This window comes from Methylophaga sp., assembly GCF_030651745.1.
The window spans coordinates 29,687-48,637 of the sequence record NZ_JAUSCC010000022.1; the positions used below are offsets into that span (position 1 = coordinate 29,687).

16 protein-coding genes are annotated in these 18,951 nt (G+C 46.6%); 11 read left to right on the plus strand and 5 right to left on the minus strand.

Features of this window, described 5'->3' with window-relative positions; genetic code table 11:
- Position 1: 1 nt before the first annotated feature.
- Together ppk1 and Q7V21_RS01825 are read right to left on the minus strand one after the other, a co-directional pair.
- Positions 2–2,083, minus strand: coding sequence for a polyphosphate kinase 1 (gene ppk1, locus Q7V21_RS01820; RefSeq protein ID WP_304915650.1), 2,082 nt, complete (start codon positions 2,081–2,083; stop codon positions 2–4).
- Between the two features lie 134 nt (positions 2,084–2,217).
- Complete coding sequence (locus Q7V21_RS01825; RefSeq protein WP_304915651.1) at positions 2,218–2,697, minus strand: DUF6231 family protein; 480 nt, start codon at positions 2,695–2,697, stop codon at positions 2,218–2,220.
- Between Q7V21_RS01825 and Q7V21_RS01830 the strand changes: the two genes are divergently transcribed.
- From Q7V21_RS01830 to Q7V21_RS01860, 7 genes are all read left to right on the plus strand, one after another.
- Entirely contained in the window at positions 2,696–3,169 is a 474-nt protein-coding gene (locus tag Q7V21_RS01830) for a YcgN family cysteine cluster protein (RefSeq protein WP_304915652.1), read from the plus strand. The genes Q7V21_RS01825 and Q7V21_RS01830 overlap by 2 nt on opposite strands.
- The gene (locus Q7V21_RS01835) at positions 3,159–3,584 is read left to right on the plus strand and encodes a hypothetical protein (RefSeq protein ID WP_304915653.1); all 426 of its coding nucleotides are present in this window, start codon (positions 3,159–3,161) and stop codon (positions 3,582–3,584) included. Before Q7V21_RS01830 ends, Q7V21_RS01835 begins: the two co-directional genes overlap by 11 nt.
- Before the next feature lie 7 nt (positions 3,585–3,591).
- Positions 3,592–4,080 (plus strand): hypothetical protein, encoded by a 489-nt coding sequence (locus Q7V21_RS01840; protein ID WP_304915654.1) that lies wholly within the window; start codon positions 3,592–3,594, stop codon positions 4,078–4,080.
- 78 nt (positions 4,081–4,158) lie between these two features.
- Positions 4,159–5,451, plus strand: a complete 1,293-nt coding sequence (locus tag Q7V21_RS01845) for a M18 family aminopeptidase (RefSeq protein ID WP_304915655.1) — start codon at positions 4,159–4,161, stop codon at positions 5,449–5,451.
- A gap of 20 nt (positions 5,452–5,471) precedes the next feature.
- Entirely contained in the window at positions 5,472–5,756 is a 285-nt protein-coding gene (locus tag Q7V21_RS01850; RefSeq protein WP_014707111.1) for a hypothetical protein, read from the plus strand.
- 16 nt (positions 5,757–5,772) lie between these two features.
- Complete coding sequence (locus Q7V21_RS01855) at positions 5,773–6,495, plus strand: DUF445 domain-containing protein (protein ID WP_304915656.1); 723 nt, start codon at positions 5,773–5,775, stop codon at positions 6,493–6,495.
- 41 nt (positions 6,496–6,536) lie between these two features.
- Positions 6,537–7,136, plus strand: coding sequence for a class I SAM-dependent methyltransferase (locus Q7V21_RS01860; RefSeq protein ID WP_304915657.1), 600 nt, complete (start codon positions 6,537–6,539; stop codon positions 7,134–7,136).
- On the opposite strand, the gene Q7V21_RS01865 is transcribed toward Q7V21_RS01860, so the two are convergent.
- Positions 7,129–7,704, minus strand: coding sequence for a YigZ family protein (locus Q7V21_RS01865; protein ID WP_304915658.1), 576 nt, complete (start codon positions 7,702–7,704; stop codon positions 7,129–7,131). The two genes, Q7V21_RS01860 and Q7V21_RS01865, sit on opposite strands and share 8 nt — an antisense overlap.
- A gap of 111 nt (positions 7,705–7,815) precedes the next feature.
- Between Q7V21_RS01865 and rapA the strand changes: the two genes are divergently transcribed.
- The 4 genes from rapA to Q7V21_RS01885 are packed head-to-tail and all read left to right on the plus strand — an operon-like array spanning position 7,816 to position 16,306.
- Positions 7,816–10,674 carry an RNA polymerase-associated protein RapA gene (gene rapA / locus Q7V21_RS01870; protein WP_304915659.1) on the plus strand — a complete coding sequence of 953 codons (2,859 nt, stop codon included), beginning with the start codon at positions 7,816–7,818 and terminating at the stop codon, positions 10,672–10,674.
- A 41-nt stretch (positions 10,675–10,715) separates the two neighbouring features.
- Positions 10,716–11,948: an efflux RND transporter periplasmic adaptor subunit gene (locus Q7V21_RS01875; RefSeq protein ID WP_304915660.1), complete on the plus strand. Its 1,233-nt coding sequence runs from the start codon at positions 10,716–10,718 to the stop codon at positions 11,946–11,948.
- Entirely contained in the window at positions 11,941–15,081 is a 3,141-nt protein-coding gene (locus tag Q7V21_RS01880) for an efflux RND transporter permease subunit (RefSeq protein ID WP_304915661.1), read from the plus strand. The genes Q7V21_RS01875 and Q7V21_RS01880 overlap by 8 nt, the downstream gene beginning before the upstream one ends.
- 4 nt (positions 15,082–15,085) lie before the next feature.
- Positions 15,086–16,306 (plus strand): TolC family protein, encoded by a 1,221-nt coding sequence (locus tag Q7V21_RS01885; RefSeq protein WP_304915662.1) that lies wholly within the window; start codon positions 15,086–15,088, stop codon positions 16,304–16,306.
- A gap of 46 nt (positions 16,307–16,352) precedes the next feature.
- Here the strand turns inward: Q7V21_RS01885 and Q7V21_RS01890 are convergent, their stop codons facing one another.
- Together Q7V21_RS01890 and Q7V21_RS01895 are read right to left on the minus strand one after the other, a co-directional pair.
- Positions 16,353–17,024, minus strand: a complete 672-nt coding sequence (locus tag Q7V21_RS01890) for a transglutaminase-like cysteine peptidase (RefSeq protein WP_304915663.1) — start codon at positions 17,022–17,024, stop codon at positions 16,353–16,355.
- A 3-nt stretch (positions 17,025–17,027) separates the two neighbouring features.
- A partial coding sequence (locus Q7V21_RS01895) for a LapD/MoxY N-terminal periplasmic domain-containing protein (protein WP_304915664.1) occupies positions 17,028–18,951 on the minus strand: 1,924 nt, incomplete at its 5' end.

An 18,951-nucleotide genomic window follows, 5' to 3' on the forward strand; every position in this document is an offset into this window, starting at 1 on the left:
ATTAAATCGTTTTCGCCAGCTCATCAAGCAGAGCGGTCTGTGCACTGATCAAGTCATCACCTTCCTTACGTTCAGCACGATGGTAACGACCATCGGCAGATAAAATCCATGCTTGAGTATTGTCAGCAAGGTACAAATTCAGATCGTCGATAACACGCTTTTGCAGACGTTTGGATTCAATCGGGAAGCAAGTTTCCACACGGCGTAACAAGTTGCGTTTCATTAAATCGGCACTGCCAGCCCACACTTCAATGTCACCGGCGTTTTCAAAATAAAATACCCGGGTATGTTCCAGGAAACGACCAATGATGCCACGTACCTGAATATTCTCCGACACACCTGCAACACCGGGTTTTAAGGTACAGATACCACGAACAATCAAATCCACTTTAACGCCGGCTATTGAGGCTCGATAAAAGGCATTAATCATTTCCGGCTCAACCAATGCATTGACCTTGACAATAATATGCGCTTTTTTGCCCGCCGCAGCATGAGCAATTTCCCGATCAATTTTATCGAGCAGCCCTTGATGCAGATTGAATGGGGCATGCATCAATTTATGCATTTTAGGGATTTTGCCAAGGCTGGTCAGTTGAATAAAGAGGTTATTAACGTCTTCACCAATCTGCTTGTCTGATGTCAACAGACCATAGTCGGTATAAATACGCGAGGTATTGCGATGGTAGTTACCAGTTCCAAGGTGAACATAACGGCGTAATTTATTGTTTTCACGGCGTAAAATCAGCAACATTTTGGCATGGGTTTTATAACCGACAATGCCATACACAACATGTGCACCAGCCTGCTGTAATTTAGCGGCTAATGCCACGTTAGCGGCTTCATCAAAGCGTGCTCTTAATTCAATTACGACGGTGACTTCCTTTCCAGCGTGCGCGGCTGAAACCAGGGCATCCACGATCGGTGAAATAGCGCCGGTACGGTAAAGGGTCTGTTTGATAGCCAGTACATTCGGGTCGGTTGCCGCTTGTTTGATCAGATCAATGACCGGGGTAAATGACTGAAACGGATGATGCAAAAGCACATCTTTCTGTTTTAACAAACCAAAGATTTCTACATCAGCTGTCAGACCATTTGGGCGGCCCTGAGTAAAAGGTTTGAATTTCAGATCCGAGCGTTCCACCATTGAATGCAATGCTTGCAAGCGACTCAGGTTCACCGGTCCATTGACCAGATAAACGTTTTCCTGTTGCATCGCACATTGGTCACGCAGGAAATTAACCATTTCTTCCGGACAGTTATGTGCAATCTCCAGACGTACTTCGTCGCCATAGTTGCGGTGTGTCAACTCATCGGCAATGGTAGCCAGCAAGTCACTGGTTTCTTCAGTATCGATGGCAAGGTCGCTGTTACGGGTTACCCGGAATTGATAACAGCCCTTGATCTTCATACCGAAAAATAAATCATCAGCAAACGCATGGATGATCGAAGACAAAAACACAAAGTGATATTGCCCCGGTTCACACAGTTCCTGGGGCAATTGAATCACCCTTGGTAATGCTCTAGGCGCCTGCAAAATGGCATAACCAATATTACGGCCAAAGGCATCTTTACCATCCATTGAGACGATAAAATTTAAACTCTTATTGAGTAAGCGGGGGAAGGGATGAGATGAGTCCAATCCAATCGGGCTGAGGATTGGCTGAATTTCATCACGGAAATATTGTTCCAGCCAGGCACTGTGTTCAGCATTCCACATTGGACGTGCCAGAACCTTGATATCTTGCTGTTCCAACAAAGGTAACAGCTCATTATTGAGCACGCTGTATTGTTCATCGACGAGTTCATGGGCACGTGCACTGATGAGTCTTAATGCTTCCTGAGCACTGATTTGGTCGGCTTCAAGATAGGGGTCGCCAATTTCGATTTGTTGAATCAGCCCCGCAACGCGTACTTCAAAAAACTCATCCAGATTGGTGCTGGAAATACACAAATAATTTAATCTTTCCAACAGCGGAACACTGGGGTCCAGAGCCTGCTGTAATACGCGCCAATTGAATTCCAGCAAACTCAGCTCACGATTCAGATAAAGCTCGGAGCTATTCAAATCAATTTGTGTTTCCATGTTTTCCATTTTGGTAGCTTATTAAAAAGTTGATTAATAAATTGGTGCAGTATTTTGAAGTGTACGAGTGCTCATTGTGTTACTCAAGAATCCCCAAGCAAACTAGAGGGATTTGATGACAATCTGATGACAGCTTACCAGCGATACTTGTCATAGTTTTCCGGATTTGCCCAAAAGCGGCTATTCAGCCAGTCGCGTTTGGGCTGATAATTTTCAATAGCGTAACTGAACAACTGCAATCCATCGCTGGTACCAGCAATATGATGCAGTCCCATGGCCAGATAATCACGAAATTGCCATCCCTGACGCTGCGCTTGCGCAGGATCGGTAATCAGAATGATATGCGGCGCATGCAAATTACGTAAATAACCCAGCCATTGTTGCCCGCTCTGCAAGGGTAATGTCTCTGTCAAATCACTGATAACAGCCAGATCTACGCTGTGGATCTGTTGCAATTGGGATTGTTCAAATGGTGTTGTCAGCGTCTGGGATCTGGTATCTTGGCAGTCGTTCAGGCACAACCTGGCCGCATCTCCCGCAACTAAAATTGATTGCGGTTTAAATTGCTGTATCAGCGTACTGAGCAGCGAAGACAATAAGACTGATTGATTCATGACTGACCAGCATAAAACATCTGCCGAATTCTGGAAACACAAGCGTCTGGGACAGATGACACATACCGAGTGGGAAAGCCTTTGCGATGGCTGTGGTCGCTGCTGCCTGCATAAACTGGAAGACGATACTGATGGCCGTATGTATTACACCCGGGTCGCCTGTGAGTTATTAGATATTTCCACTTGCCGTTGTAAGGATTATGCTAATCGTCAAAAGACAGTGCCGGACTGTATTCAACTCAGCGTCGAGCAGGCACATTTTTTTGATTGGTTACCTGATACCTGTGCCTATCGTTTACTTGCCGAAGGCGAATCGTTACCTGAGTGGCATCCATTAATTACTGGCGATCCACAAAGCGTGATTGATGCAGGTGTTTCCGTGCGACATGTCGCCATCAGCGAATCTGATGATATTGATTTAACCGAAGAGGTCATTGCTCTGCAGCCCCCCGTTTATCCGCATGACACCTGAAGAAAGTCGCGAGTTTACCGCCCGTCTTGAACAAGCTGCATTGACGCTGCTTGAAATGGAAATTTACCGAAAACCCGATGATTTAGCCCGCCGTTTCGGATTGCCATTGCCGGTAGTTCGTTACTGGTGGCGCCAAACCGACGAGAAAACCCGTCCTGTGGATCAAAACAGTTTGTCGCCTCGCGAAGTCAAAGTGATTCGTAAAGCCACCCAAACTTTGGAAGGTTGGGAAAAAATTAAACGTTATCGTCCGCCATGTGGCGCAAGGTTGCCGGGAGGCAAAAAGTGCAAACGTTCAGTGGCAATACGCCAACCAGAAGCCTGGTCATTGGGTGCATTGGCAGATCGTTGCCGTCTTCACGGCGGAAATGCCCGGCGCATCATTCGTTCTAAAAAAGAGGACGATACAGAATGAGGGACTTATGCTTGAGACAACGGAAATTCTGAACCGATTACTGACGCTGTGTAACGAGCAAAAAAGCGGCACCTTATTTTTAAGCACCGCAGATAACAAAGCCTGCCATATTATTTTTGAAAATGGACGTATTGAAGCAATGGCGTTTGGTTCGGTTAAAGGCATTGCTGTTGCCAATTTATTACCGAGACTGTTGATTGAACGTACCAGTTTTAACAGTACGCTCAGAATGCCATTAAGTGAGCGAGCCAACATTGAAGATCAGGCAGATATCTTCGCCGCCCTCGGCTTGCGCCGTCAGCAGGTCGCAGAAACTGAGGTAACTCAGACTTCAGTTAAACCGCAGCGCATGTATCGAGGTCATGTGATTGTTGAAGAAGAGCGGGCGATTAACACGCCAAAATCTGCAAAACCTGTCGTTGAATCTTCACCTGATGTGCCGCCTAAAAAAAGCAAAAGTAAGCGCATATATCGTGGTCAGGTCATCGAAGATTGAATTTATCCCATGAATTTGTCACATTGATTGCGCCAAAATCGTTAACATATCGCCACGTTACAGACTCCGGAATTCATCATGAGCAGCATGTCTCCCCAAAATCTCAATCGAGGTTTACTTGATTTTATTGACGCATCACCTACGCCGTTTCACGCCGTAGCGAATATGCAATCGGCGTTAATAGCCGCCGGTTACCAGTCGCTGGATGAAAAGGATAGTTGGGGAACATTAGCGCCGGGGCACTATTTTGTGACCCGTAATGACTCATCACTAATTGCCTTTAATCTGCCAGAACAACCTATCGCTGAAGCAGGCCTGCAAATGGTCGGGGCACATACCGATAGTCCATGTTTAAAAGTGAAACCGCAACCTGGCACGGTGAAACACTCATTCTGGCAACTGGGCGTGGAAGTCTACGGTGGCGCCTTGTTAAACCCATGGTTTGATCGTGATTTATCGATGGCTGGCCGAGTCAGTTACGTGGATGCAGATAATCAATTACGTCACACGCTGATCAACTTCAATAAGCCTGTAGCGATTATCCCCAGTCTGGCGATTCATCTGGATCGGGAAGTGAATCAGAATCGCAGTATCAATCCGCAATTGCATTTGCCGCCGATTGTATTGCAGACCGAAGAGGGCGATAAACCGGATTTTCGTGCCTTATTGGAACAACAGCTACGCTCCGAACATGGCGAACAGACCGTCGGCAAAGTGCTGGATTATGAAATCTGCTTCTACGATACCCAACCTGCTGCATTAGTTGGTCTTAATGAAGACTTTATCAGTGCGGCGCGGCTGGATAATTTACTCAGCTGTTATATCGGTTTACAGGCTTTATTGGCTGGCTCGAAAGATAAAGCGACCTTGTTGGTATGTACCGATCATGAAGAAGTCGGTAGTGTATCGACCAGTGGTGCGCAGGGCACATTTTTACCGTCGGTACTGCAGCGATTGGCACAGGACAATGAAAGCTTTCAACGGATGCTTCAACAGTCATTATTGATCTCTGCGGATAATGCCCATGGCATTCATCCAAATTATGCGGATCGTCATGATGCGCAGCACGGGCCTATTTTGAATAAAGGCCCGGTTATCAAAAGTAACGCCAATCAGCGTTATGCAACCAACAGTGAAACCAGTGCACGGTTTCGGCAGATTTGCGAACTGGTTGATGTGCCGGTTCAGGATTTTGTGGTTCGCACAGACATGGCCTGTGGCAGCACCATTGGTCCAATAACGGCCAGCAGCATCGGGGTAAAAACGCTGGATATCGGTGTACCAACCTTTGCCATGCATTCCATCCGTGAACTCGCTGGCAGTCGTGATACCTGGTATTTATACAGCGCACTTAAACAGTTTTATAATTAAATCAAAGGAATAGATAGCTTATGTCAGAAACAGTTGATGAGTTAACGGTGACCTATCAAGAAGGTGATGTCACTACAGTTAAAGAATTAGACAAGGTTGTGTTAACCAAAGGCGCCTGGGCAACCGTGATGTTCCGTTATCAGGATCTGGATCGTAAAACCGGCGAATTTGGCCCGGATAAATATACGATTCGTCGCTACCAAAAACGTAATGGCGAGTATGGCCAACGTTCAAAATTCAATATTTCAAGTCGTGATCAGGCGCAACAGATCATTGAAGCCTTAACCCGCTGGACCAAAGATTAAATAGCATCCGCCGCCTATGAATAAGAGTTTATTGACGAATCTCTGCGCTGCCGCTGTGGTTGGCGCAGGTTTATTGCTGGATTCACCCTGGCGCGAGCCCGTATTAGCCACGGGTATGTTTGCCCTGGCCGGTGGCATAACCAACTGGTTGGCCATTCATATGCTGTTTGAAAAAGTGCCTGGCTTATATGGCTCTGGTGTTATTACGGCGAGGTTTAGTGAGTTTCGCAGCGCCATTGAAAAACTAGTAATGGAGCAGTTTTTCAATCCGCAGAATCTGGATCGTTTTGTCAGTGAAATGCTGGATGAAAAACGTGAGAATCAGCTCGATTTTTCCGAAATCATCGATCAAACCGACCTGAATCCGGTATTTGATAACCTGGTGGCCACCATTATGGAATCTTCGTTTGGCAGCATGTTGTCGATGGTGGGTGGTGCCAAGGCACTCAAACCATTAAAAGAACCCTTTATTCGCAAAATGCAGCAGTCACTCAATGACATTGCTCATAGTGAACATTTTCAGCAGCATTTGCGTGACAAACTCAGCAGTGGTCCGGTCAGTGATGATTTATACCGGCAGATTTATGCCATCGTCCACAGTCGACTGGATGAACTGACACCGCAAATGGTCAAGCAGATGATTCAGGATTTGATCCGTCAGCATCTGGGCTGGCTGGTTGTCTGGGGTGGTGTGTTTGGTGGGCTGATAGGATTGCTGACCAGCTTTTTACCGTTGTGAACCTCTGGTCCGAGAACAATTGCCGCTTATGTGCTGCGCCAGTGTCGTTTTATCAGCATTGGCGCGGTCGCGATTACTGGCAATGTAATGAATGTCATGCCGTGCAGATGGACAAACAGCATCTGCCGGATCGTGACAGCGAAACAGCGCTGTATCTGACCCATGAAAATGACGTTAATGATCCTCGATATCAGCAGTTTGTCTCACCCATCACTGAGGCCATCCTGAAGCAAATACCGACTGACAAAATCGGTCTGGATTTTGGTGCAGGTCCCGGCCCAGTTATCAGCAAGATCCTCACTGAAAACGGTTATCAGACACGGTTGTATGATCCGGTTTTTTATCCGGATAACAGAGTGTTAGATCAGCAATATGATTTTATTATCTGCTGTGAAGTGGTGGAGCATTTCCACCGTCCAGCTGTGGAATTCGCTCGTCTTAAGTCGCTACTGAAACCGGGCGGTAAATTGTTTTGTATGACGCAACTTTTTGATAACGCAATTGATTTTGCCAAATGGCATTATAAAAACGATATCACCCATGTATTTTTCTATCATCCCGACAGTCTGGCGTTTATTCAGCAGCAGTTTGCGTTCAACAACGTTGAACTCAATGAGCGATTAATCACCATCACTAACTGAACTGTTCACGAATGGCGAGCAGATGTTGAGCAGGTAATTCGATCATTACGGTGACCGTGTCAGTGAATTGCTGATCGATGATGTGACCGTGGATCTGTTTCAGTTGGTATTCCAGCATCTGCAACTGACTGTAATCAATCTGCAGACGAAGTTGCGCCATTTCCACCCAAGGCAGTTTCCCGGCGGCATCAATGGCTTGTTTGGCAGCATTGCCATAAGCGCGGGTTAATCCGCCGGTGCCTAATTTAACGCCGCCGAAATAACGAATCACCGCAACCACAGTATTAATCAGATCTTCGCCTTGCAGCGGTGCCAGAATTGGTCGGCCTGCGGTACCGGACGGTTCACCGGCATCAAAAAAACGTTCAGTGATAAATCCTTCCGGCGCACGGATCCGCCAGGCAAAGGCCAAATGATTGGCGGAGGGGTGCTGTGCAGCCACTTGACGCAATTGTTTTAAGGCGCTTTGTTCGTTGTCACAGGGCATGGCAAAACCAATAAAACGCGATTTTTTTATTTCGGATTCAACACTGGATGCGGCGCGTAGAATAAAAAATTGGCTGGACATTTTATTTGCTATAGGAAAATACAGCCTGACAATTTACCATATCGCCATCGTTTGCTCGCGTGCTATGCAGAGCAGCATTTCTTTCACCGTTCAATCATCAGGTAACACAGTTTGTCAGAATTAAGTTTTGCAGTTGGCCAACGTTGGGTCAGTAACAGCGAGGCCGAGTTAGGTCTGGGAATCATCACTGAAGTCACCAGTCGCCGTCTTGAAATCTCATTTCCCGCCGCCGATGAACAACGCAGCTATGCAGCGAATAATGCGCCGTTGAGTCGGGTGGATTATTCCGTTGGCGAGCAGGTAAAAACCCGTAATGGCCAGTTATTCACTATCAGCGAAAAACATCCATTAAATGGCTGTGTTATCTATCAGGGTGAAACGGCAAGTGGTGAAGCCATCAGTATTCATGAAATGGATTTGGACAGTTATGTACAGTTCAGCCAGGCCACCGATCGTCTGTTTGCCGGACAGATAGACAAAAACCGCCAGTTTCAATTGCGGCTGCGTACCCACCAATATTTTCATCGATTGCATCAATCGCCGGTATTTGGTCTGTTGGGTGGCCGGGTGCAATGTTTACCGCATCAGTTTTATATCGCTTCACAGATGGCCAATCGTATTAACACCCGCGTATTACTGGCTGATGAAGTTGGTTTGGGCAAAACCATTGAAGCCGGTTTGATTATGCATCAGCAAATCCTGCAGGGACGAGCCAGCCGGGTATTGGTTATTGTTCCTTCGGCATTGCTGCATCAATGGTTGGTGGAAATGCTGCGGCGTTTTAATCTGGCCTTTACCGTGATTGATGCCGAGCGCTATGAGGCCCTGGTTGAATTAAACGAAGGTAATGCCTATGACAGCGCGCAATTGGTATTAACCGATTTGCAGACACTGGAAAACCATCCGGAAATGCAACAAGACATCTTGCAGGCGAGCTGGGATATGTTAGTGGTGGATGAAGCGCATCATCTGCAATGGCATGTTGATAACAGCAGCGAGGGTTATCAGCTGGTCGAAAAACTGGCGGCGCAGATTGCCTCGGTATTATTACTCACCGCCACTCCAGAACAATTGGGCATGGACAGTCATTTTGCCCGGCTGAGACTATTGGACCCGGATCGTTACTACGATCTAGAGCAGTTTCGAGAAGAACAGCAAAAATATCAGCAAATCAGCCTGTTACTCGATCAATTAATGGCTGTTGAATCGGCTGCTGATTTTGCCGCGAACACAAGCTTGAAAAAGGCATTGGCCGGATATCTGGATAAAACGCTGCTGACAGCACTCAGTTCTGCAGATGAATTTGAAACGGCACGCGAACAGGCCAAACAACTGTTTCTGGATCAATTCGGCACTGGACGGATTTTATTCCGTAATACCCGCGATACCGTGAAAGGTTTCCCTGAGCGTCAATTAACAACACAGCCATTACCTGCCCCCGAACTTTATTTGCCTGCAGCAGATAGTGAGTTAACTGACTTATTGCAGCCGGAAGCATTACTGGGCGAAAACTGGCTGGATTTGGATCCGCGAGTTGATTGGCTGGTCAACTGGTTGAAACAGCATCGCAGTGAAAAAACCTTATTAATTACCGCCGATGCTGAAACTGCTCAACAGTTGGAGCTGCATCTGCGGGTGCAACATGGTGTGCGCAGCAGTGTGTTCCATGAGGATATGACGTTGATCAATCGTGATCGCGCTGCAGCATTTTTTGCAGATGATGAAGAGGGTGCGCAGATCCTGATTTGCTCGGAAATTGGCAGTGAAGGTCGAAACTTTCAGTTCTGTTCCTACTTGGTGTTATTCGATCTGCCGCTGAATCCGGATTTGCTGGAACAGCGCATTGGTCGTCTGGATCGTATTGGTCAACGCAATACCGTCAATATCGTGCTGCCGTTTTATCAGGATACGGCTCAGCAATTGCTGCTCGACTGGTATCAGCAGGGATTAAATGCGTTTGAATCTGTCTGCAAAACGGGTTCTGCTTTGCGTGAACAATTTGCTGAACAACTGGAACAGTGTCTGCGCGATCCTGCAGATAAAAAAGCCTTTGCCAAATTACTCAAAGAGACGCAACAGGCTGAACAGCAATTACGCGAAAACCTCAGTCAAGGCCGAGATCGCCTGCTGACGCTGAATTCCTATGATGAATCTTCAGCAAAAGAGATCCTGATGCAGGTTGAAGAAGCCAGCAGTCCATTGGAACTGGCAGCTTTTATGGATGATTTCTTTGATGCTTATGGTGTTGAACAGCAGGCGCATAGTGCTGACAGCATTATTCTGCAACGCGGTGATGAACTGCGCAGTGATGAAATTGATTTGCCAGAAGATGGCCTGACGGCAACTTATCAACGTAACAGAGCGCTGTCACGTGAAGATATGGCTTTTTTAAGCTGGGAACATCCCTTGGTGCTATCGGCAATGGACGCGGTGATCAGCTCTGATCTGGGCAATACCGCTTTTTGTCAGTTGAAAAGTAATCTGGTGCCAGCTGGCAGTTTATTGCTGGAAGTGGCGTTTGTGATGCATTGCCCGGCACCAAAACAGTTTAATATCACCCGCTTTATACCTGAATCGTATCTGCGGCTCGTCATAGATGAAAAAGCACGGCGTCTGGATGAGCATTTAACCGAGCAGGAGATGAATCAGCAAGTGGGACGGATTCCAAAACATACTGCGCAGCAGATGGTGCAGGTAGCTCGGGAACGCATTGACGGCTTAATTGATTCCGGTAAACAAGTGGCTGCTCAATATCAAAAACAGTTTATCGCTGATGCCATCACTAAAATGACTCAGCTGACGGATAATGAAATACAACGCTTGCAACATCTTGCCGACAAAAATACCCATATCAAGCCGGCAGAAATTGCAGCGATGCAAGCACAGCAACAACAACTGCAGCAGTATCTTCAACATGCTGAATTAAAATTGGATGCGTTACGTCTTATCATCGTGACAGAAGCGGAGTGATCTGCCAAAGTCACGGATGATATTTATTACGGAGTAGGGCTTTGATTAAACGTTTGTTACCACCTTTGCTGGTCGTGGCATTAGCCATTGTGATTTTCAGCACGTTGATCAGTACTCGCCCGCAAGCTCCTACCCAGGATCGTCCGTCTCAAGCGGTGTTGGTGGATACTCAGCAGATTGATTTTGCTGATTTATCACCAACCTTAACTCTCTATGGGCGGCTTGAAGCCCCGCAAATGGCCAATCTTCGAGCGGCTGTTACTGCTGATGTGATTGAAGTACATGTATTTGACGGGCAGCAGGTCGAGCAAGGTGATGTGTTAATCGAGTTGGATCCTCAAGAAGCACAATTGGCACTGGATCAGGCTGCAGCGGAATTGGCTTTGATTGATGCACAGATCGCTGCTGAACAGTCTCAGCTCAAACGTAATGAAGCATTGTTAAGTACGCAGCAACAGTTGGTAGATTTATCTAAAGCAGCGGTGACGCGCGCTGAAAAATTACAACAAAGCCAGTTAAGCTCCCAAGCCTTATTAGATGAATCCATCTCACTGCAACAGCAGCAAATTCTGACACTTAAACAACGTCAATTTGATATTCAGGATCATCCCATTCGTCTTGCCGAACTCAACGCCAGACGTAAACAAGCCCAAGCTCAAATGAATCGTGCGGAACTGGATCTCAGTCGTACGATTATCAGAGCGCCATTTAATGGTCGTATTAGCAGTCGCCAGATTGCCAAGGGTGACAGAGTGCAGATCGGCGATGCGCTGATGACTCTTTATGATATGCAGCAATTGGAGTTACGGGCATCCATCCCACAGCGTTATCTGGTGGATATTTATCCAGTGCTTGCCCAGAGGAGTTTAAATGCCACAGCACAGATTGCCGGTCAGCGTTATCAATTTGAATTACAACGACTCGGTGGTGAAGTGAATGCCAATGTGGCGGGTCGTGATGGTTTATTCCGTCTAAAAGGCGAGCCTGGCCCCTTAGCGGTCGGAGAGTTTGTCAGCGTACAGCTTACGTTACCGCCCCGCCGCAACAGTATCGCGATTCCATACAGCGCTTTATATGGTCTGGATCGGGTTTATCGGGTTCGTGATAATCGTCTTGAAGCCGTCCAGGTCAGCAAAATCGGCGATTATTCGGATCAGGATGGTAAAAGTCGTTTGTTGATTCAAAGTCAGGATTTACAACAGGGCGATCTGATTATTACCACGCAGTTACCTAATGCTATCAATGGCTTAGCGGTGAGTGTTAAAAATGAATAATACGGTGCGTCGCGACTTTATCGGCATCTTTGCCCAACATAAGGTTGCCGCTAATTTATTGATGCTGGTGATGATTCTCGCCGGAATCCTGTCGTTAAACCGAATCAATACACAGTTTTTCCCTACCTTTGCATTGGATATTATTACCGTTCGAATTGAATGGCGTGGTGCCAGTGCTGAAGACGTTGCCGAGTCAATCACCCGTCAGGTAGAGCAGGAATTACGCAGTGTCGACTATGTAAAAAAAATGACTTCCACTTCGTCTTACGGTATGTCGCTGGTTACCATTGAATTTATCGAAAAAAGCGATATGGGTCAGGCGCTGGATCAGGTTAAAGATCGTATCGCACAGATCCGTAATTTGCCTACTGACAGTGAAGAACCCGAAGTCACTTTGGTCACTAATTACGAAAGTGTGGCGCGTATTCTGATTACCAGTGAAACCGGCGATCTGGCCTCGCTGCGTTACCTTGCTCATGATATCGAGCACGAACTGCTGGACCGCGGTATTTCACGCATTAATATCAGCGGTCTGCCGCTCGAAGAAATTGCAATTCAACTGGATAAATCCAAATTAGAGGCCTTGGGACTGGATCTGGATCAGGTCGCTGATCGTATTGCTCAGCTCAGTCAGGACCTTCCCGCTGGTGAAATTGGTAATGATGAAAGCACACGACAGATCCGTAGTCTGGATCAAGGCCGTGGTGTACAGGCATTTGCCGAATTCGCCTTGCAGTCAGACTTTGCCAGTGGCTTAGTCAAACTGGAAGATGTGGCAACCATTGAGCGTCGGCCATTACGCAAGCAAATGAGCCTGTTTTATCAAGGCCAACCGGCTATTGAGCTGGAATTGCAGCGTACCGAAAATGCTGATTCGTTAAAAAGCGCGCGGATCCTTGAAAAATGGCTGGATGAAAAAGCCGGCAGTTTGCCGGAAGGCGTTCAGCTAAAGGTCTACGATGCCAGTTGGCAGCTAATAAAAGAACGCATCAATTTGCTATTGAAAAATGGCTTGGGCGGTTTGTTGCTGGTGTTAGGTATTTTGTTTCTATTTTTGCATGGGCGGGTAGCTTTCTGGGTTGCTGTTGGCATACCGGTGTCGTTTATGGCGGCTTTGGCCGTTTTATACGCTTTAGGTGGCAGCATTAATATGATCAGCTTGTTTGGGCTGATTATGTCATTGGGGATCATTGTCGATGATGCGATTGTGGTAGGCGAAGATGCATTCGCACACTACCAGAGCGGTGAACCATCGTTGACCGCCTCAGAAGGTGGCGCCAGAAGAATGCTGGCACCGATTCTGTCATCTTCGCTGACTACGATTTCCTCATTTATTCCGTTGATGCTGATTAGCGGGGTCATTGGCAATATTCTGTTTGATATTCCGTTTGTGGTGATCTGTGTGATTATCGCCTCATTAATCGAATGCTTTCTGATATTGCCGGGACATTTACGCCATAGTTTTCACAACATTCATCATGCTAAACCCTCGGCCATTCGTGCACGATTAGACAGCGCTTTTAATTATCTGCGTGATGATCTCTTCCGTCCGCTGGTCACGCAGACGGTTAAAAACCGCGGTTTAACCGTCAGTGTGGCAATTGGCTTACTGATTATCAGTTTTGGTTTATTAGCCGGCGGGCGAATCGCCTTTAACTTTTTCCCGTCACCGGAAGGCACCACTGTATTAGCCAATGCACGTTTTGTCGCTGGCACGCCGCGTAGTGAAGTGGATAAATTTCTGCAGCATATCTCCGCCACCTTAGAGCAGACCGATCAGCAATGGGAGCAACCCCTAGTGGATGTAGCAACCAGTAAGTTGGGTGCTGCTGGCACAGCAGGTGGAATGTCCGAATCACAAATTGATGATCGGTTTGCTTCTATGCAAGTAGAGCTGACTTCTCCGGATCAGCGTGATGTGCGTAATCAGACCTTTATCAATGCCTGGCGTGAAAAGATTGTACTGCCAGCAGGCATCGAGACATTTACTATTTCCGAACGCCGTGGTGGTCCACCGGGCAGTGATATTGATATCCGTCTGACTGGTGGCAATACCGATATTCTGAAAGCTGCTGCAAAAGAAGTAATCGAAGCCTTACAACGCTACCCAGGAGTCAGTGCCATTGAAGACGATCTGCCTTATGGTCAGTCGCAACTGATTTATCGGCTTAAGGATCAAGGGAAGGTGCTGGGATTAACCGTTGAAGATGTCGGCAGGCAATTAAGAGCGGCTTATGACGGACGGTTGGTGCAGATCTTCCAGGACGGTGATGACGAAGTCGAAGTGCGGGTGATGTTGCCGGATAGTCAGCGAAATACGCAGGCTTCCTTGGATGCATTTATGATCCGTTTACCAAACGGCGGCAGTGTGCCACTTGAATCGGTAGTGCATTTTGATGCTCGTCGAGGTTTTGATGTGTTGCGGCATACTGATACCCGTTTAGCGGTGCATGTAACTGCTACAGTCGACAGTCTGGTGACCAATAACAATACGATCTTGGCAGATTTACAAGCAGAATTTTTACCCGATCTGACGTCACGCTATGGCATTCAGGTGGTATTTGAGGGCAGGGCGGAAGAGCAGGCCGATACTATTGGTGATATGAAACAAGGGGTATTGCTGGCATTTGCGCTGATCTACATTATTCTCGCCTGGGTATTTGCCTCATACGGCTGGCCGTTGGTGGTGATGACAGCGATACCGTTTGGTTTAATCGGTGCTTTGGTTGGCCACTGGCTGTTGGGGATAGATCTGACCATTCTGTCGTTATTCGGCATCTTTGGTCTGTCAGGTATTGTGGTCAATAATGCGATTATACTGGTGACCTTTTTCAAGAACTTACGTGAAAAAGGGCTCGATACCCAAACTGCCATTATCGAAGCATCAGTTTTGCGTTTAAGGGCGGTGTTACTGACCTCACTAACCACTATCGGCGGATTGACACCGTTACTGTTTGAAACTTCACCTCAGGCACAATTTTTAATTCCGATGGCCGTTTCCATTTCATTCGGCCTGATGTTTGCCACCATCTTAGTGTTGCTGGTCATTCCTGCCTTGTTGTCGTTCCACGAAAGTATTGCCGACTATATGGCTAAATTTCGTTCCGGCAAGACACAAACAGAAAAAGGATAAAACGATGAAGCGACATTCACTGGGTTTATTAATTTGGCTGGCAGTCAGTGGCGTCAGTAGTTCGGTTTTCGCGGATGATGCTGCGGCTGTTACGTTGAAAACCCTGACAGATTATGTTTTCACGCATCATCCGGCACGTCAGGCTGAAGCCAGTATGGATGCCCTGGCAGAAAGTCGTTCAGCATTGGCCGGTCAGTTATTCGCCGAGCCGTTAAGTTTGTCGGTCAATCATTACAATGATGTAATCGGTAGCGGTGATGGCTTACAGGAATGGGAAACCTCGGTAGAAATGCCGATCTGGCTGCCCGGAGAAAAACGTCAGCAACAGAATCTGTCTCGTCATCTGGCTGCAGAAGTACCTTATTATCAGCAACGGATCCGTTTGGATGCGTCAGCTCAGGTGAGAGAGCATGTCTGGCAGGTAATGCTTTCAGCGGCTAAAGTCCGTCATGCCGAAGGCTTACTGGAAAACTCAGAAAATTTACTGAAAAGTGTCCAAGATCGCGTTGAGGGTGGTGATCTGGCTGATTCTGAAGCGTTGCTGGCACAAACGCATCAGCTGGAAATGCAGTCGCAACTTGCCTCGGCAAAACTGGATCTGCAACAAAGCTTAAATCAATATCGTTACCTGACCGGGCAGCAAGTGTTGCCCGACGAAATTGAAGAACGTCTGCCGGAATCGCCAGAAATTCATCGTGATCATCCTTTGTTGGCCGAACTGGAACAGCAAATTGCCAGACAACGCAGTGAAGTCGCCAATGCCCGTTATGAAAATGTGCGCCATCCAAGCTTGTCGCTAGGCATTAAACGAGAACGTGATGAACACGCCGCCCCATACAATAACAGTATCGGTGTTGGGATGAATTTTGCTTTGAATGATGCCCGCTATCAGCAACCGGCTATTGCTGCTGCAAGTCGACAATTAGCTGATTTGCAAATTGCCCAGCAACAGCAGCTTCGGCAACTGGAAGCCGCTTTACTTGCGGCAATGGATAGGCTGAACAGCTTGCAGCAAAGACAAGAAATGTTGAAACAGCAGTTTGATGTCAGTCAGCAATATGTTTCGATGCAGCAACGCAGTTTTGATATGGGTGGCATCGATTTAACGACATTGTTACGCAGTCAGGAAGTGACCAATAGCCATCGTCACCAATTGCTGCAGTTACAAATCGAAATTCAGCAGCAGATTGCTCAGATTAATCAGATCGCTGGCCGAACATTGTAATTAACCTGAGTTCTGGATAGCTGTGCTTCTCCAGAACTAAGGTTAATTATCTGCTGGTTCCCATTTCGGCGCGCATTCTGGCAGTCAGATCTTCCCATAATGATAAACGTGAAGCATCACCGACCCGTTGTCCCTCACCGCGGGATTTCGCCAGCCATAAACCCGTACCATTAAAACTGTAAACCGGGATCAGATCCTGGCGACGATTGGCCGGTTTGATTTCATTAATCAGGTTATCCAAAACCAGCGGGATGGCCCGTCTATTCTCAAAATACGTCAGCACCATATGTGCCTGACCTAAACTAACGGCTTTAACATAGGTGATACGCAGTTTATCTTCATCAACACCGAGTTGTTTCAGCGTGAAATACTTGGCAATCGAATAATCCTCACAATCACCAGCGCCCATTGACAGCATTTCTATGGGGGTAGCCCAGTAATCTTCCTGATTCCACAGCAAAATATCATCGACAAACATAATATTACTGTTGAAAAAATCATTCACCAGAGTGAGTTTTTCCAGATCCGTCAGCTCTTTGCCTTCCAACATTAATGTTTGCCAGGCCTCAACCCGGTTTCTGGCATCACGGTCGTATTGTTTTTCAATCTTTTGCAGTAATGCATCCGAGATCAGTAACTCTGCTAACAGCGGTACCGAAAACGGTAGCAACCATGCGAGGATGGCTGCTAAAACAATTGGCTTTAGCCGTTTTAACATTGACTAACGACTGATCCCGAATAAGCCTGCCTGTTGCAACCACAGGAAGTCTTCTTCATCTTGCACACTTTCGGCCAATACCCGCACTTCAATTAAACGAGCAATTTCCTGAATAATATCCAGCAAATCCGGTTTATTGGTATTGCTGCTGATATCGGTCGTTAAATCACGGGCAAGACGGATGTAATCAATATGCAGATCTTTAAGCAGGTTCACTGGGATGACGTCACTGCTATAACGTTTCAGCAAACTGTGTGCGCCTAGTTGTCTGACAAAAATACTGAAGTTGGTAAAGGTTTCCAGGTCTTTGGCTGCGGCATAAGCCGTCACACTAAAGGCTAACAGGGCAGGGGAAATACCTGACTGAATAACTTCTTTTGCCAACCATTGACGGAAATCCAGCGAGGCGATCGAAACCAGAGACAGGTTGATGGTGACCGGAGCAGGATCGGTTTCAGCTGACATCAGTTTCAATATTTTCTGTACCAGGTGTTTGTCCAAAATTTCAACCAGATCAAATGCTTCGGCCATTGAGAAAAATGTTCCTATTGGCAGCAAATCACCGTTTTCATCACGAACTTCGGTAAAGGCTTCGCGCATGACTAAGGTCGGTTTAACCGTATCGCTGTAGTTATAAGCCTGATTGGTAAAGGTGATAACTGCGGAATCGGTTTTAATGACTTGTTCGATGGTGGCTTTCCAGCTCATTTCGGTCATTGAGCTAAGCGTATTTTCTTTGAGATAAAACGCATTGGCTTCAATCATGCGAGCCTGTTCGTAGGCTTCAACCAGCGCAGGAACCATTCGTTCAAACTCACTGCTGCGTTCAAATGAAACAATACCCATATGCAAGAGATCAGCATGATCATATTGCTGACCTAAAGCATTGGCCAAAGATTGAATTTGTTCTGCAAGCAGCGTGATATCGTCGGCATTGCTGCCAGTTGTCATCACAGCAAATTCAGATCCATACCAACGGTAACAACGGGTGTGTTGAAATGGCAGTTGTTCTAACTGACCGGCAAAAGCTTTTAGTAATTCATCAACTGACTGCTTGCCATGATTTTTCGCAATCGCGCTTAAATCATCGAATTTAATATAGATAACGTGACCGAATTCTCCAATCGACAATGCCTGTTTAACGTCAACATTAAAGGTTTGTTGATTTAATAAATGGGTCAGTGGATCACGGTTGAGATTGTCGTTCAGTTTATCCAGCCGGGTATTCAAATGATGAATGGTTTTGCCGATTTTGCTCGACATGCTGTTCATTGATTTAGCCACAGAACGAACTTCTTTGGTCCAGGGCAAATGCTCGATAACAGTAAATTTACCAGCAGAAATATCATCAGCCTGTTTGGTAATGTCTTTTAATGGACGCAAGGTCATTCTTAATACAATCAACAGCAGCATGATCGCGCCAAGCAAAATCAGCAGGGAGAATTTCAGGGTGGATTTAAATTGCTCGTACAATTTGAGATAGCCATAACCGGGATTGCTGGTGACATGCAGGCTACCGGCAATATTCCAACCGGTGCTGATTTCACTGACGGCAGTAACAGTCTCAATTGGCAGCAGTGTAATCAGCCAATTCGGTACACCTCTGACTTCATCTGGATTGGTCAGTCGAATCAGCTCGTTATCGTCGACATCCAATAAACGCATTTCTTTGTAATAGCCGGTATCAAAAATGGCGTTCATCATGGTTCGCAGAATAGGATCGGTCTCATCTGCCATATGCGGGCTGAGAGATAATCCGAGAGAGGTTGCAGTGTCTTGTACATGGACTTCCGATTCACCTTGCAGATAACTACGGATATTGTCCATGCTCATGACAAAATTTACTGAGAACACAATCAGAAAAATCAGCGTTAGCAAGATAAGTAATTGTTTTGATAAAGACATAAGATACAACCTCAATATGAAA

Bases quoted from the DNA above. Each gene is read 5' to 3' on its own strand.
- ppk1 (WP_304915650.1), bottom strand. From the start codon at position 2,083: ATGGAAACACAAATTGATTTGAATAGCTCCGAGCTTTATCTGAATCGT.
- Q7V21_RS01830 (WP_304915652.1), top strand. From the start codon at position 2,696: ATGACTGACCAGCATAAAACATCTGCCGAATTCTGGAAACACAAGCGT.
- Q7V21_RS01825 (WP_304915651.1), bottom strand. From the start codon at position 2,697: ATGAATCAATCAGTCTTATTGTCTTCGCTGCTCAGTACGCTGATACAG.
- Q7V21_RS01835 (WP_304915653.1), top strand. From the start codon at position 3,159: ATGACACCTGAAGAAAGTCGCGAGTTTACCGCCCGTCTTGAACAAGCT.
- Q7V21_RS01840 (WP_304915654.1), top strand. From the start codon at position 3,592: ATGCTTGAGACAACGGAAATTCTGAACCGATTACTGACGCTGTGTAAC.
- Q7V21_RS01845 (WP_304915655.1), top strand. From the start codon at position 4,159: ATGAGCAGCATGTCTCCCCAAAATCTCAATCGAGGTTTACTTGATTTT.
- Q7V21_RS01850 (WP_014707111.1), top strand. From the start codon at position 5,472: ATGTCAGAAACAGTTGATGAGTTAACGGTGACCTATCAAGAAGGTGAT.
- Q7V21_RS01855 (WP_304915656.1), top strand. From the start codon at position 5,773: ATGAATAAGAGTTTATTGACGAATCTCTGCGCTGCCGCTGTGGTTGGC.
- Q7V21_RS01865 (WP_304915658.1), bottom strand. From the start codon at position 7,704: ATGTCCAGCCAATTTTTTATTCTACGCGCCGCATCCAGTGTTGAATCC.
- Q7V21_RS01880 (WP_304915661.1), top strand. From the start codon at position 11,941: ATGAATAATACGGTGCGTCGCGACTTTATCGGCATCTTTGCCCAACAT.
- Q7V21_RS01885 (WP_304915662.1), top strand. From the start codon at position 15,086: ATGAAGCGACATTCACTGGGTTTATTAATTTGGCTGGCAGTCAGTGGC.
- Q7V21_RS01890 (WP_304915663.1), bottom strand. From the start codon at position 17,024: ATGTTAAAACGGCTAAAGCCAATTGTTTTAGCAGCCATCCTCGCATGG.